Source organism: Streptomyces sp. NRRL F-525 (genome assembly GCF_000716605.1).
In the GTDB taxonomy this organism is placed as follows: Bacteria; Actinomycetota; Actinomycetes; order Streptomycetales; family Streptomycetaceae; genus Streptomyces.
In genome coordinates, this window is record NZ_JNXE01000010.1 from 169,352 (window position 1) to 183,535 (window position 14,184).

The window sequence follows — 14,184 nt, forward strand, 5'->3', positions numbered from 1 at the left end:
GGCAGCGGACGACCGGTCCGCCGCCCCTCACGTCTGGACGGCGGCCCGCTTCACTTGACCGGGCGCCACCGGAACCAGTGGTCGACCCCGTCGAACCGGTAGCGGTCTTCCCCGTCGTCGAACCGCACCTCACCCACGAGCCGACGAGCACCCTCGGGCTCCTGACGGTGCGGCTCCAGGAGCAACTGCAGTTCGTCGTAACGGGCGTTGACCCCTCCGTGCCCCGGATGCTCCTCCAGCCCGGCATCGGAGATCTCGTACCTGACGTAGATCGCCCACTGCTCGCGCTCCATCGCCACCGCCGCCTCGCTCGCGGGCCACACGGCGTACTCGTCGGGCTCGGCGGAGTGGTCGTACTCCCAACCCTCGTAGTAGTGCGGCACTCCATCGACGAGCGCGAGTCCCTTGCGCGGCCCGTCGTACCACTCCAGGTCCACGTACGTGGGCTCGAAGCCGTCCGCGATCAACCGCTGCTTGTCCGATGACATGGCCATACCGGCAGGCTACCGACCGGCGGTCACCGCAGCCACGGTCACGATCTGCGGTCGGCGTACCGGCCGCCCGGCGCCCCCGTGCTCGCCCGCTCCACCAACCGCGTCGACAACTCCGTCCGCGTCCCCTCCGGCCGGTCCCCGTCCATCAGCCGTACCAGCAACCGCAGCGCCGTCGCCGCCATCTCCGACAGCGGCTGCCGGATCGTGGTCAGCGCCGGAGTCACCCAGCGGGCCTCGGGAAGGTCGTCGAAACCGACCACGCTGATGTCGCCCGGGACGCTCAACTCCCGTTCCGCCAAAGCCTCGTAGACCCCGAGCGCCATCCGGTCGGAGCAGACGAAGACCGCCGTGGGCGGCTCGGGCAGGTCGAGGAGCTCGCGCATACGGCTGCGGGCCATGGCCTGGTCGAAGCCGCCGTGGCGGATGTACTCGGGGCGCACGGGTACGCCGGCGGCGGCGAGCGCGGAGCGGTAGCCGGCGACGCGGGCGCTGCTGCACATCTTGTGGCGGTGACCGGCGATGACGGCGACGCGTTCGTGGCCCAGGGCGAGCAGATGCTCGGTCGCGGTCACCCCGCCCTGCCAGTTGGCCGCGCCGACCGACACCACGCCCGGCGGCGGCTCGTGCACGGGGTCGATCATCACGAACGGGATGCGGTGCTGGTCGAGCCAGGAGTACTGGGACGGCGTCAACTCCGCCAGATTGAACAGGGCTCCGGCCGAACCCCGGCCAACCAGCTTGTCCAGCCAGCCCCGTTCGGGCCGGTCCGCCCGCGTCCGAGTCAGCCCCGCCGAAACCACCACCTCGAGCCCGGCCTGGTACGCCGCCTCCTCCACCCCGTGCAGCACCGCCCCCGACCACGAACTCTCCAGCGAGTGCACCACCAGGTCGACCATCCCCGGCGCCTTGCCCGCGTCGAACCGCGGCCTGCGCACATACCCGAGCCGCTCCAGCGCCTCCGTCACCCGCCGCCGCGTCTCCGGCGCCACGTCCTCCCGGCCGTTGACCACCTTGGACGCCGTCGGCACGGACACCCCCGCCTCCCGGGCCACGACCGCCAGCGTCGGCCCTGCCGTCACGCTCGCGCTCCCCGTACGGACCATCGGGTACCACCTCTCCAGCCCGCCCGAGGGCATCGAAAGTTTCGGCCAGCGCTGCTTCCCCGACTGGACCACCAGCCGTACAGAAAGCGCTTCCTACGATAGGTGCGCGTCAACGCGGCGGGAAGACCAGGGAGTTCACCCGATGGCGCCGACCGGACCTTTCGAAACCCCGAACAGGTCAGCCGGGCAGACAGTCGAGGCGGAAGCCGGTGAAATCGGCGGTGAACCGCGCGTCGACCGGATCCCACGCATGGATCCCCGCCATCGCCCCGGTGAACCGCAGCCGCGACCCGTAGTCGTCGGACAACCGACTGAAGTCCAACTCCGGCCCGATCGGCGTCCGTTGATGTTCACGCACCCACCAGAACCGCGCCTCGGCCCCCTCGACCGTCACCCCCAGCGTCAGGGGCGCACCGCCATCCACGCCTACGACGGCCACCTGCCGGGTGCCGTCCTCGTCCCGCTCCACCAGGCTCAGGACCGTACGACCACCGCCCCGCCACTGCTGTCCCCGCTGCCCCTCACCCTCGGGTTCCGCCCAGGTCAGATGCAGGCTCAGATACGCCTCGGCGCCGTACCAGAGCACCAGCCCCGCCGCCTGCGTGAACGTCAACGGCCGCGCTTCTACGGTGACTTCGGCCTCCGCCCGGTGCTCCGTGATCCGCTGGGCGAGCAGACTGTGCGCCCACCGCGACTCCGGCCCGTGCCGCCCGCGCAGCCGGATCCAGCCGGGGCGGGTGGAGGCGTCGGCCCAGGAGGGGTCGGGGTACGCGCGCGGACTGCTCCACGGCCAGCCCAACGGCCCGTCGGAATCGGGGACTTGGTCCAGCAGGGCGGGACTTGTCCGTACGTCCACCTCCACCGCCGGATGCCAGCCGCCCTGCCGTAGCCTCGGCCAGCCGTCCTCGTCCCACGTCACGGCCTGGATCGCCGTCTCCCGGCCCAGCGTGCAGCGCGGCCCGTCCGGTGTCTGTACCGGCCGTGCCGCCAGATGGCTCAACACCCACTCCCCGCCCGGCAGTTCGACCAGTTCACCGTGGCCGGCCTTCTGCAACGGCACCGACGGATCGTCCCGGGAGGTCAGCAAGGGGTGGTCGTCGAGCTCGTACGGACCCGTGATCGTACGGCTGCGCGCCACCCGTACCCCGTGCTCGAACCCCGTGCCGCCCTCCGCGAGGATCAGGTAGTACCAGCCACCCCGCCGCACCAACTTCGGCCCCTCGACGAGCCGTTCGTGTTGGAGCAGCAGGTGCGTAGCGCCGGTCGGGGCGAGTGTGTCGCGGTCCAGTTCGGTCGCGACGATGCCCGCGAAGCGGCGGCCGCCGGGGCGGCAGTCGTTCTGGAGGTTGAGCAGCCACAGCCGGCCCTCGTCGTGGAACAGCGCCGGGTCGAAACCGTGGCTCGCGACCCGGCGCGGGGCAGCCCACTTCCCGCTGACGTCCGAGGCCGTGGTGATGTAGGTGTCGGCGTCGAAGTACGGGGTGCCGACCGAGCGGACGATCGCGTACGTCATCCAGAACCGCTCGCTGTCCCAGCTCAGCGAGGGTGCCCAGACGCCGCCCGAGTCCGGGACGCCCGCCAGGGAGTCGCCGGGGACCGCGCCCCGGACGTGGCCCGCGTACTGCCAGTCGGCCAGGTCGCGGGAGCGGTGGATCGGGATGGTGGGGAACCACTCGAAGGAACTGGTCGCCACGTAGTACCGGTCGCCGACCCTGACCATCGAGGGATCGGGGGCGAAACCGCGGACAACAGGGTTGTGCAGCAAGGTCACTTGAGGGCTCCCAGGGTGACCCCGGTACGCCAGTAGCGGCGCATCGCGACCATCATCACGGCCATCGGGACGATCGACAGGAGTGCGCCGGTGAGGACCAGGCTGGTGAGGTCGACGCCCGACTCCATACGTTTTCCTGACCAGTTGTAGAGGCCGAGGTTGAGGGTCCAGTTCTCCTCGCCGCGCAGGACGGTCAGCGGGAGGAAGAAGGCGTTCCAGGTGTTGACGAAGGCCAGGAGGAAGACGGTTGCCCCGCCCGTCGTCATCATCCGCAGCACGATGCTGAAGAAGATGCGGAGTTCGCCCGCGCCGTCCAGGCGGGCCGCCTCCAGGAGTTCGAAGGGGACCGTGGCCTCCGTGTACACCTTGGCGAGGTACACGCTGAACGGGTTGATCAGGCAGGGGATCAGCATCGCCCAGGGGGTGTCCACCAGGCCGATCTTCGAGAACATCAGGTACAGCGGGAGGGTGAGCAGCGCGATCGGGATCAGGAACGAGCCCACCACGCACGCGAACACCGCGTTGCGGCCCGGGAATTCGAAGCGCGCGAGGCCGTAGCCCGTCGCGAGGGCGATGAGCGTGCCGCCCAGGGAGCCGACTCCCGCGTAGAGGAAGGAGTTCGCGGTCCAGCGCAGGAAGATGCCGTTCTCGTAGGTGAAGACCTGGCGCACGTTCGCCCACAGGTGCATGCCCGAGAACCAGAGGCCGTTGCTCTGGTACAGGCCCGTGCGGTCCTTGGTCGCGGCGACGATCAGCCACCACACCGGGAACAGGCTGTAGGCGCTGGCCAGGACGAGGCCGACGAGGAGGAAACGCTGGCCGCCGCGTGAACGGGCCGCCGGATCGGGCTTGTTGAGGCGGCGGACCTGATGGGCGTTCCGGCGTTCTTCGGTGAGGGTCATCAGTCGGCCTCCTTCGCGGTGAGCCGGTAGAAGAGGAAGGAGGCGAGGCCGAGGATGAGGGCGAGGAGGACCGAAAGGGCCGCCGCGTAGTGGTAGTTGCCCGCGTTGAACGCCTGGTTGTAGATGATCATGATGGGCGTGAAGCTGTCGTTCACCGTCTGCGGGGTGACGTTCCGGAACAGCGCCGGCTCGTTGAAGATCTGCAGCATCTGGATGATCGAGAGCATCCCGGTCAGCACCAACGCCCCTCGTACGTAAGGGATTTTGATGCTTGTGGCGACCCGGAACTCGGAGGCGCCGTCGAGGCGGGCCGCCTCGAAGAGGTCGCGGGGGACGCCCTGGAGCGCGGCGTAGATGATGACCATGTTGTAGCCGATGCCGTGCCAGGTCAGCAGGTTGCCGATGGACGGCCAGACCATCGAGGGCGCGAAGAAGTTCCAGGACAGCCCGAACACCTTGCCCAGCGACGTCAACGGGCCGACGTCCGGGCTGTACAGGTTGATCCACACGATCGCCGCGACCACCCCGGGGATCATGTACGGCACGAGGAGGAAGATGCGGAAGCGGCCCGCGGCCTTCGAGGACAGCGCGTCCAGGAACAGCGCCAGCAGCAGGCTGATGAGCAGCATCACCGGGATCTGCACGCACGCGAACAGCACCACGCGCAGGACCGAGTTCATGAACGCCGAGTCGGTCAGGCCCTGTTGGTAGTTGTCCAGGCCGGAGAACCGCTGCGTGGAGCCGCCGAGACCGAGCCCCGACTGGTGCTCCACGAACAGCGACTCGTAGACGGCGTACCCGATCGGTATCAAGTACAGGAAGACGAAACCGAGTTGGAAGGGCACCGTGAACGCGGCACCCTTCCAGCGCTGGGAACGGATCATCGGCGCTGCCTCAGCCCTTGACGCTGATACCGCGGGACTTCAGGTCCTTGACCGTCCACTCCTGCATGTGCGCCAGCAGATCGGTGACCTTCTCCTGCTTGTTCATCACCTTCGCCCAGCCCGTCTGCAGCTCGGTGAACATCGCGGTCCAGTCCGGGCCGAACACCCAGTCCGAGGTGACGGTGTTGAGGCTGTCGGTGACGATCTGCTTCGCGGGCTCGTAGTTCGTGCCGAGGAGCTTGTCGGAGATCGACTCGGCGACGTACGCGTTGCTGTCGGCCAGCGCCGGCATCACACCGTTGCCGGTGGTCGGGCTCGCCATCGTCTTCACCGCACCGGTGTTGGTCGACATCCACAACGCGGCCTCGGCGGCCTGCTGTTGGTGCGCGCACTGCTTGGTCACCAGGGTGACCCCACCGCTCTGGTTGGTCCCGGCCGGCGTCTTGGCCGCCTCGCCCGCGAACGTCGGCCAGGGCGACAGCGCCCACTTGCCGTCGGACTTGGTGAAGTTCTGCACCATGCCCGCCATCTGCCAGGTGGAGATCTGCCGGGTCGCGGTGCCGCCGTCGTCGTAGTTGCGCTGGACGGCCGCGTAATCGGCGAACGAGAGCTTGGAGTTGAGGTCGTTGTCGATGATGTCCTGGATCACCTGGGCTGCCTTGAGGCTGCCCGCGTCCTGGAAGTCGACCTTCCAGGAGTTGCCGTCGATGGCGTACCAGTGCGCCCCGGCCTGCATGGAGAGCACCTCCAGGGTGCTGGGGTCCTCACCGGCATAGTTGGTGATCTTGACGCCGTGCTTCTTCAGGACCTTGCCCGCGGCGATGAACTCGTCCCAGGTCGTCGGCGCCTTGAGGCCGTACTTCTTGAAGACGTCGGTGCGGTAGATCGTGAACGCGGGGGCCGAACTCGTGGGCACGCCATAGGACTTGCCCTGCACCTGCGCACTGGCCCACGAGCCCGCGTTGAACTTGTCCTTGTCGGCGGAGACGTATTTCGAGATGTCGGCGAGCGCGCCCTGCGAGACCCAGGTGGTCACGTACTCCGCCGTGTTCTGCACCAGGCAGGGCGCGTTGCCGGCCTTGACCGCGTTGGTCAGCTGCTTCTGCATCGTCAACTGGTCGGTGACCTTGGTGTACTTGAGCTTGACGTCCTTGTGAGCGGCGTTGAACGCCTTCACGACCGCGTCCTGCCCGTTGGCCCAGCCCCAGAAGGGGAGGGTGACCGGACCGGAAGACGTCTTGTCTCCCGAGCCGGATCCGCCACAGGCGGAGAGCAGACCTGTCAGCGCGAGGCTCGCGACGGCTGCACGGGCGAACCTTCTCCGGGGGCTGGTGAAGTTCATCAGGCCGTGTTCCTTCGGAAGAGAAGAGGTAGAAACCGGTTGCTGGGAAGGTAGGCACCGAGGCATGTTCGGAGCAAGAGGTGTGCAGCAACTTGTTTCGACGTCCCTGGACAGACCCGCTCTGGCCAGGGACTTTAAAGGGAAACCGGTTACGTAACGAAGGATCTTCCGGTGCGCCTAGTCGCGCCGCGCCGGCGGCCGCACCGAGTTCCGTACGACGACATGCGTGCCCAGGACCAGATGGTCGCCGTCGCCGCCCCTGCGCCGGCCCGTGCCGCCGCCCTCGCGCCGGTCCGCCACCGCGCGCAGCGCGACCCGGCCCATCTCCTCGTACGGGACGTGCACGGTGGTGAGCTGCGGGGTGAGCTGGGAGGCCAGCGGGATGTCGTCGTAGCCCACGATCGACACGTCCTCCGGCACCCGCAGACCCGCCGCGCGCAGTGCCTGCATGGCGCCCGCGGCGACCACGTCGGTCCCCGCGAGCACCGCGGTGAAGTCCACGCCCTCCTTCAGGGTGTCCTCCACCGCCTCGTACCCGTGCTCGTAGTCGTACGGCCCGTGCCGCACCATCCCCGGGTCGAACGGCACGCCGTACGCCTCGAAGGCCCGTTGCGCACCCCTCAACCTGCCCTGGGCGGTGGTGAGTTCGGCGTGCCCGGGGAGTACCAGGACGCGGCGGTGGCCCGCCGAGAGGAGGTGGCTGGCCATGGCGTAGGCGCCGCCCTCGTTGTCGTAGTCGACCGTCGTCGCCGGGACGTCGCCCTCCAGCGGCGGGCGGCCGACGAGCACGAGGTGCGAGCCCGCCGCGTCGAGGGAGCGGGCGAAGCGGGCCATGCGGAGCTGGTACTCGTCGACGTCGTACGCCCCGCCCAGCAACACCACGGCGGCGACGCCCTGTTGGCGCATGAGGTTGACCAGTGCGAGCTCGCGCTCCGGGTCGTCGCCGGTCGTGCCGACCAGGGAGAGCCAGCCGCGCAGGGTGGCCGCACCCTCAACTCCCTTGGCCACGTGGGCGAACGCCGCGCCGGTGATGTTGTTGATCAGGATCGCCACCGTGGGCGTACCGCCGCCGGCCAGGGAACGGGCGTGCGCGTTGGTGACGTAGTCCAGGTCGCCGACGACCTTCATCACCCGGCGGCGCAGCTCCTCCGACACCGGGTAGTTGCCGGACAGCACGCGCGAGACGCTCGCCACGGAGACCCCGGCGCGCTCCGCCACGTCCCGGATCGTCGCCCGGCCGATGTCGCCCGACGCCTTGCGCTGACTCACCGTAGCGACTCCTTCACCATGACCGCGTTCCCGCCGGGCGCTCTAGGGCCTGACCCCGCGCCGGTCCGGAAACCGTATCCCAAGGTCGTTCCCGGTGCGGTGGCCTGTGGACGGCGCGGATCAGGCGACACGGGCCAGGTCCGCGTGCCGTACCTCGTGGGCCGGTGGCAGGCCCGCGGCCAGGCGTTCCAGCTCGTCGACGACGATGCCGCCGAGCCGCGCCAGTTCGTTGCCGAGGGAGCCCGCGATGTGCGGGGTGAGGAAGACGTTGGGGAGTTGGTACAGCGGGGACGTGGGGGGCAGCGGTTCGGGTTCGGTGACGTCGAGGATCGCGGTCAGGCGGCCGGACAGCAGCTCGTCGGTGAGGGCCTCGTGGTCGATCAGGGCGCCTCGCGAGGTGTTGATCAGCACCCCGCCGTCCCGGATGAGCGCGAGCCGCCCGCGGTCCAGCATGCGCTGTGTCTCGGGGATGTCGGGGGCGTGCAGGGTCACGATGTCGCTGCCGCTCAACAGGTGGTCCAGCGGCAGGAGTTCGGCACCCAGCACGGCGGCCTCGGTGACGCTGACGTACGGGTCGTGCAGCAGAACCTCGAAGTCGTACGGCCGCAGCAGCTCCAGCAGTCGGCGGCCCACCCGGGAGGCGCCGATGACGCCGATGCGGCGGCCGAGGTTGCCGATCGGCGCGGTCTCGGCGGGTGTCGGGTACGTGTGCGTGGTCCGGAAGCGGTCCCGCTGGGCGAAGGTGTCCTTCCCGGCCAGCAGGATCATCGCGAGGGTGTACTCCGCGACCGGGAGCGCGTTGCCGGTGACCGCGCTGGAGACGGTTACCCCGCGTTCCCACAGGGCCTCGCCGACCAGCGAGCGGACCGAGCCCGCCGCGTGCAGCACGGTGCGCAGCCGGGGTGCCGCCGCCAGCGCGTCGGCGTCGAGGTGCGGGCAGCCCCACCCGGTGATCAGGACCTCGGCCTCGGCCAGGGCCCGGGCGGCCTCGGGTGCGCCGAAGTCCCTTACGACGAGCCCTGGTTCGATCTCGGCCGTCTGCCGGAGCCGGTCCATCAGGGGTGAGGGGAAGAGCAGGGGCAGGTGCACCGGATCCATGGCGAACACGGCCCTCGGCGGCTGGGCGCTGGGCATGACCCTCCAGTACGGGGTGGGAAACGTTTTCTGAAAACGTCTTCTACCGTAGATCTGCCGTGGAGCGGGGGTCAATCGGTGAGAAGGGACCCCGGGCGCGGAAATATTTCGATCGGTTCCGGGACCGGAAGCGGGTGATTCCGCGCGGCATGACCCGTCCAGCGGAGTTCGTCCGCCGGAATAGCCGGGCGCGATGTGATGCTCTGATGAACATGGTTCACGAGCGCGACGAGGAGCTGGTGGGCAGATGAGGGCAGAGCAGCTGAACCCCGTGGTCGCCACCCCCTACGGGTCGGTGCGCGGCCGGTACGAGAACGGGATCGCGGTCTTCCGGGGCATCCCCTACGCGGCACCCCCGATCGGTCCCCACCGGTTCCGCCCGCCCGTCCCGCCCGAGCCCTGGACCGGAGTGCGCGACGCGCTCGCCTTCGGACCGACCGCGCCGAAACCGCCGTACTCCGAAGCCTTCGCCAAACTGCTCTCCGACCCGGTCGTGCCCGGCGACGACTGCCTCAACCTCAACGTGTGGACCCCGGAACCCGGCCCGGGCGCCCGGCTGCCGGTCATGGTGTGGCTGCACGGTGGCGCGCTGACCCGGGGTTCGTCGGCCGTCCCGGTCTACGACGGACACGCCTTCGCCCGCGACGGTGTCGTCATGGTCTCGGTCAACTACCGCCTAGGCGTGGAGGGTTACGGCCTCTTCCCGGACGCCCCCGCCAACCCCGGCCTGCGCGACCAGCTCGCCGCGCTGCGCTGGGTGCACGAGTCGATCGCGGCGTTCGGCGGCGACCCCGACCGGATCACCCTCTTCGGCCAGTCCGCCGGAGCGATCAGCATCGGCGCCCTGATCGCCGCCCCGCAGGCCCAGGGGCTGGTGCGCCGGGCCGTGCTGCAGAGCGGGCCACCGGAGGCCTTCGACCGCGACAAGGTGCGGCGGATGGTGCGCCGGATGGCGACCCGCCTGAAGATCCCCGCCACCGCCGAGGCCTTCGCCGCCGTCGACCGCGAACTCCTGCTCCGCACCCAGGCCGACGTGGGCAAGCTCAGCAGCCCGGTGCTCGGCGGCCCCACGTTCGGGATCGTCATCGACGGCGACCTCGTGCCCCGCGACCCGCTGGAGGCGCTCGTCGAGGGCGAGGTGGGCCGGGGCGTCGACCTCATGCTGGGCTGGACCCGCGACGAGTACCGGCTGTGGCTGGTTCCCGGCGGCCTGCACGAGCGCGTCGACCGGCTCGGCGCGGTCGCCCTGGCCGGCGCGATGGCCCGCTGCCACTGCGGAGTCGAGGTCCCGCGCGGCTACCGCGCCCTGCACCCCGGCGCCGGCACCGCCGAGACCGTCGGTCAGCTCGTCACCGACCACCTCCTGCGCTACCCCCTGCACCGCCTCGCCGACGCCCGCCCCGGCACCTCCCACGTCTACGAGTTCGCCTGGCCCTCCAACCGCCCCGACCTCGGCTCCTGCCACGCCCTGGAACTCGGCTTCGTCTTCGACACCGGCGAGATCCCCGAGTCCGCCAAGCTCGCGGGCCAGGGTGCGCCGCAGGATCTGGCCGACGCGATGCACGGGGCGTGGGTGCGGTTCGCGGTGGACGGCGATCCCGGGTGGCAGACCTGGGACGACACGCACCCGGTCCGCGTCTTCGGGGAGGGCGAGCCGTATGTCGCGCACGGGCCGCGCGACCCCGAGTTCGCCCTGTGGGCTGCCGACGCCGTGACGAAGGCGAAGGAAGCGGTGGTTCCGGTCGAGGGTGAGGGTGCGGCGCCCGTGCGGAGTGCCACCGAACTGCGGGCGGTGGTACGGCGGTTGCGGCGGACGGGGGATGTGCGGCGGTCGTCGTGAGGGTGGTCGTACGGCGTGGAAACCGGTTGCCCAACGTCGGCTGCCGACAACTGCCGTGCTGACGTAGGGGAATTGGCCGACGCACGCCCCTCCTCCCGACCGGCGCCCGCTGCTACTCTCCGCGCAGGGAACCGGTTGCCGGAGTGTTGCCACAGGCCGGGGAGGGGCGAGGCGGTACATGACCAGGAAGAGCCAGGACGCGAGCGGGAGCACCATCCGGGACGTGGCGGCCCACGCCGGGGTGTCCGCGTCCACGGTGTCGCGGGTGCTCGGCGGCGAGTACCCGGTGAGCACGGCGACCCGCACGCGCGTGCTGCGGGCCGTACGCGAACTGGACTACGTCGCCGACGCGCGCGCCAAGGCCGTCGCCGGCGTCGGGACGCCGACCCTCGCGTTCGTCCTGGAGGACATCACGGGACCGTCGTTCGCGCTGATGGCACACGGTGTGGAGCGCGAGGCGACCCGGCTCGGCCACCTGTGCCTGGTGTGCAGCACGGAGGGGGACGTCCAGCGCGAACTGGACTTCATCGAGACCATGCGCGCCCAGCGCACCGCCGCCGTGATCCTGGTCGGCGGCACCGCGGACACCCCCGAGTACCGCGAGCGCACCCGCCGTATCGCCGACTCGCTCGCGGCGGCGGGCTCGCGGCTCGTGCTCTGCGGGCGACCGCCGCTCGGCCCGGGCGCACCGGTCACGGTCATCGAGTACGACAACGAAGGCGGCGCGTACGCCCTTGTCGCGCACGTCCTGGCCCAGGGCCACCAGCGCGTCCTGTTCCTCGGCGGCAAGCCGGACCACGCGACCGCGCAGGGACGTGAACGCGGTTACCTCGCCGCGCACCGCGCCCGCGGCCTCGAACCCGACCCGGAACTCCTGCTCCACGGCGACTTCACCCGCGACTCGGGCCACCGCCTGATGCGCCACGCCCTGAGCCGGAAACTGGAGTTCACGGCCGTGGTCGCCGCCACCGACATGGTCGCGGCGGGCGCGCTCACCGCGCTGCACGAGGCGGGTCTGGACGTCCCCGGCGATGTCTCGCTGGCCGGTTACGACGACATTCCGTTCGCCCGCGACCTGTACCCGGCCCTGACCACGGTCCATGTCCCCTACGAGGAACTGGGCCGCCTCGCCGTACGCACCGCGCTGGGTCGCACGGCGGAGTCACCGGACGAGCACCTGCTGCTGGGCACGCATGTGGTGGTGCGGGACTCGATCGCGGCGATCACGGTGTGAGCGTCTGCCTGATGGATGTGATCGCCTTGGGTCCCACCCGGCAGCACCCCCCGATCAGCCGCGCGCCGGATGCCCGCCAGCCCTCGACCTGTTCGGCGGTGAAAGTGGAACTGCCCGTCCACGCACGGGCGTTGGCGTCCCAGGTCTCACCGCTGTTGGGGTAGACGACGACCGGCTTGCCGGTGGCGCGGGCGGCGATCTCGATCGCGCCCTCGACGTCCTCGGGGGCGCTGCAGTTGACGCCGACCGCGATGATCTCGTCCGCTTCGGCGGCGAGCGCGAACGCCTCCTCCAGCGGCTGCCCGGCGCGGGTGCGGTCGCCCGCGATCGAGTACGACAGCCAGGCGGGCGTCCGCAGTCCGCGCACCGCGCGCAGCAGTGCCTCGGCCTCGTCGGTGTCCGGGATCGTCTCGAAGGCCAGCACGTCGGGCCCGACGACGTCCAGTACTTCCAGGCGGGGTCGGTGGAAGGCCTCCAACTCGGCGACGCTCAGCCCGTACCGGCCCCGGTACTCGGAGCCGTCCGCGAGCATCGCGCCGTACGGTCCGACCGAGGCCGCCACGTAGAGCGGCCGCTCGATGCCCCGGCGCCCCGCCTCCACCGCCGCGTCGATGGCCAACTCCACGCTCAGGGCGATGAGTTCGGCGGCCCGGTCGTGCTTGATCCCGCGCTTCGCGAAGCCCTCGAAGGTGGCCTGGTAGCTGGAGGTGATCGCCACGTCGGCGCCCGCCTCGTAGTACGCGAGGTGCGCCTGGGTGATCGCCTCGGGCTGGTCCGCGAGCAGCCGCGCCGACCACAGCTCGTCGCTCAGGTCGTGCCCGGCCGCCCCGAGCTGGTTGGACAGCCCGCCGTCGAGGACGAGGGTCCCGGCGGCGAGGGCGTCGGCGAGGAGGGGAGCGGTGTCGCTGGTCATGCCTCGACGCTAGTCGATACGGCCGCGGAGCCGGGGCCGCGTCCAGCTGGCGAACGGTATGCCCGGAATCTGGACACCTAGGGGATTTCTGTGGGCGCTAGCCTTGCCCGCATGCTCGACATCGTGGCCACGGGGGCCGAAGCGCGCGACGTCCTGGGGCACTCCGACGGATCGGTCGGCGCGGCCACGCTCACCCACAACGCCAAGAACGGCGTCACCGCGGGCGTCTGGGTCATCACCGCGGGCGATCGCACGGCCGTCCTCAAGGTCCTCACCCGTAGCAAGGACACCACCGCCCGCTGGGCCGCCTCGGACGATCCCCGCCACTGGAATTACTGGCTGCGCGAGGCTGAGGTCTACGACTCCGGGCTCGCGCGGAGCTGGCAGCCGTACGGTATCCGCGCGCCCCGACTGCTCGCCCGGGTCGAACGGGCCGACGGGGATGTCGCGTTGTGGCTTGAGCGGGTGGTGGGCGAGCCGGGAACTGCCTGGCCGCTGACCCGGCATGTCGAACGCGCCCGCCGTCTCGGTGCCGCGCAGGGGGCCGTCCCGGTCCCCGATGAACCGTGGCTCTCGCACCGCTTCCTGCGTCAGTACGTCGGCAGCAACACGGTTGGCGAGGAACTCCTCGACGACGACGAAGCCTGGCAACAGCCCCTGGTTCGCGACCACTTCCCCGTCGGGCTGCGTCAGGACATGGTCCGGCTGCACCACGACCGGGAGTGGTTCTTGGACGTCATGGAGGCCCTGCCGCGTGCTTTCAGTCATCTCGACCAGTGGCCCGCCAACGTCCGTTCGCAGGGCCCGGACAGCGTTCTGTTCGACTGGGCCTTCGCCGGCGATGGTGCCCTCGGCGAGGATCTCGGCAACTACCTTCCTGACTCCGTCTTCGACCTGTTCGTCTCGGCCGCCGATCTGCCGGGCTATGCGGCGCGGGCCTATGACGCGTATCTGCACGGCCTGCAGGGGGCGGGGAGCCGGGTCGATGAACGGCTCGTGCGGCTCGGGGTGTGTGCCTCCGTGGTGAAGTACGACTGGCTCGCCGGCGCCATGCTCGCGCGCGCGGGCGAGGAGCAGCGGGACTATGGCGGTGAGCGTGCCGTCTCTGCGGAACTCCGGTATCGGGAGCGGGGGTTGGTCCTTGCCTTTCTTGCGGGGTGGGCCGATGAGGCGCGGGTGCTGGCCCCGCAGGTGGGGTTTCCGGAGGCGCCTAGTGGCCGTTAGGTACGACGGTGGTTGTGCCGCGATGGGTTGTCGTTTTGCTGCGGCGCCGTTGTGGCTGGTCGCGCAGTTCCCCG

12 protein-coding genes are annotated in these 14,184 nt (G+C 70.4%); 3 read left to right on the top strand and 9 right to left on the bottom strand.

Going from position 1 to position 14,184, the window contains the following annotated elements; translation table 11 throughout:
* Nucleotides 1-50: 50 nt before the first annotated feature.
* From OO69_RS17245 to OO69_RS17280, 8 genes are all read right to left on the bottom strand, one after another.
* Nucleotides 51-494: a hypothetical protein gene (locus OO69_RS17245; RefSeq protein ID WP_033281543.1), complete on the bottom strand. Its 444-nt coding sequence runs from the start codon at nt 492-494 to the stop codon at nt 51-53.
* 38 nt (nt 495-532) lie between these two features.
* Nucleotides 533-1,597: a LacI family DNA-binding transcriptional regulator gene (locus OO69_RS17250; protein WP_033281544.1), complete on the bottom strand. Its 1,065-nt coding sequence runs from the start codon at nt 1,595-1,597 to the stop codon at nt 533-535.
* Nucleotides 1,598-1,775: 178 nt separating this feature from the next.
* A complete protein-coding gene (locus OO69_RS17255; protein ID WP_033281545.1) occupies nt 1,776-3,368 on the bottom strand; it encodes a family 43 glycosylhydrolase in 1,593 nt (530 codons plus the stop codon).
* Nucleotides 3,365-4,270 (bottom strand): carbohydrate ABC transporter permease, encoded by a 906-nt coding sequence (locus tag OO69_RS17260; protein WP_033281546.1) that lies wholly within the window; start codon nt 4,268-4,270, stop codon nt 3,365-3,367. The genes OO69_RS17255 and OO69_RS17260 overlap by 4 nt, the downstream gene beginning before the upstream one ends.
* Nucleotides 4,270-5,154 carry a carbohydrate ABC transporter permease gene (locus OO69_RS17265; protein ID WP_033281547.1) on the bottom strand — a complete coding sequence of 295 codons (885 nt, stop codon included), beginning with the start codon at nt 5,152-5,154 and terminating at the stop codon, nt 4,270-4,272. Before OO69_RS17265 ends, OO69_RS17260 begins: the two co-directional genes overlap by 1 nt.
* Before the next feature lie 10 nt (nt 5,155-5,164).
* A complete protein-coding gene (locus OO69_RS17270; protein WP_033281548.1) occupies nt 5,165-6,496 on the bottom strand; it encodes an ABC transporter substrate-binding protein in 1,332 nt (443 codons plus the stop codon).
* Nucleotides 6,497-6,673: 177 nt separating this feature from the next.
* Nucleotides 6,674-7,765 (bottom strand): LacI family DNA-binding transcriptional regulator, encoded by a 1,092-nt coding sequence (locus tag OO69_RS17275; RefSeq protein ID WP_033281549.1) that lies wholly within the window; start codon nt 7,763-7,765, stop codon nt 6,674-6,676.
* A gap of 120 nt (nt 7,766-7,885) precedes the next feature.
* A complete protein-coding gene (locus tag OO69_RS17280; RefSeq protein ID WP_199810963.1) occupies nt 7,886-8,899 on the bottom strand; it encodes a hydroxyacid dehydrogenase in 1,014 nt (337 codons plus the stop codon).
* 247 nt (nt 8,900-9,146) lie between these two features.
* Between OO69_RS17280 and OO69_RS17285 the strand changes: the two genes are divergently transcribed.
* Nucleotides 9,147-10,739, top strand: a complete 1,593-nt coding sequence (locus OO69_RS17285; protein WP_033281551.1) for a carboxylesterase/lipase family protein — start codon at nt 9,147-9,149, stop codon at nt 10,737-10,739.
* Between the two features lie 178 nt (nt 10,740-10,917).
* A complete protein-coding gene (locus OO69_RS17290) occupies nt 10,918-11,973 on the top strand; it encodes a LacI family DNA-binding transcriptional regulator (protein WP_033281552.1) in 1,056 nt (351 codons plus the stop codon).
* Here the strand turns inward: OO69_RS17290 and mmuM are convergent.
* Nucleotides 11,963-12,886 carry a homocysteine S-methyltransferase gene (mmuM, locus tag OO69_RS17295; protein ID WP_033281553.1) on the bottom strand — a complete coding sequence of 308 codons (924 nt, stop codon included), beginning with the start codon at nt 12,884-12,886 and terminating at the stop codon, nt 11,963-11,965. The two genes, OO69_RS17290 and mmuM, sit on opposite strands and share 11 nt — an antisense overlap.
* A gap of 111 nt (nt 12,887-12,997) precedes the next feature.
* On the opposite strand from mmuM, the gene OO69_RS17300 reads away from it, so the two are divergent.
* Nucleotides 12,998-14,110, top strand: a complete 1,113-nt coding sequence (locus OO69_RS17300; protein ID WP_033281554.1) for an aminoglycoside phosphotransferase — start codon at nt 12,998-13,000, stop codon at nt 14,108-14,110.
* The last annotated feature ends 74 nt before the right edge of the window (nt 14,111-14,184 follow it).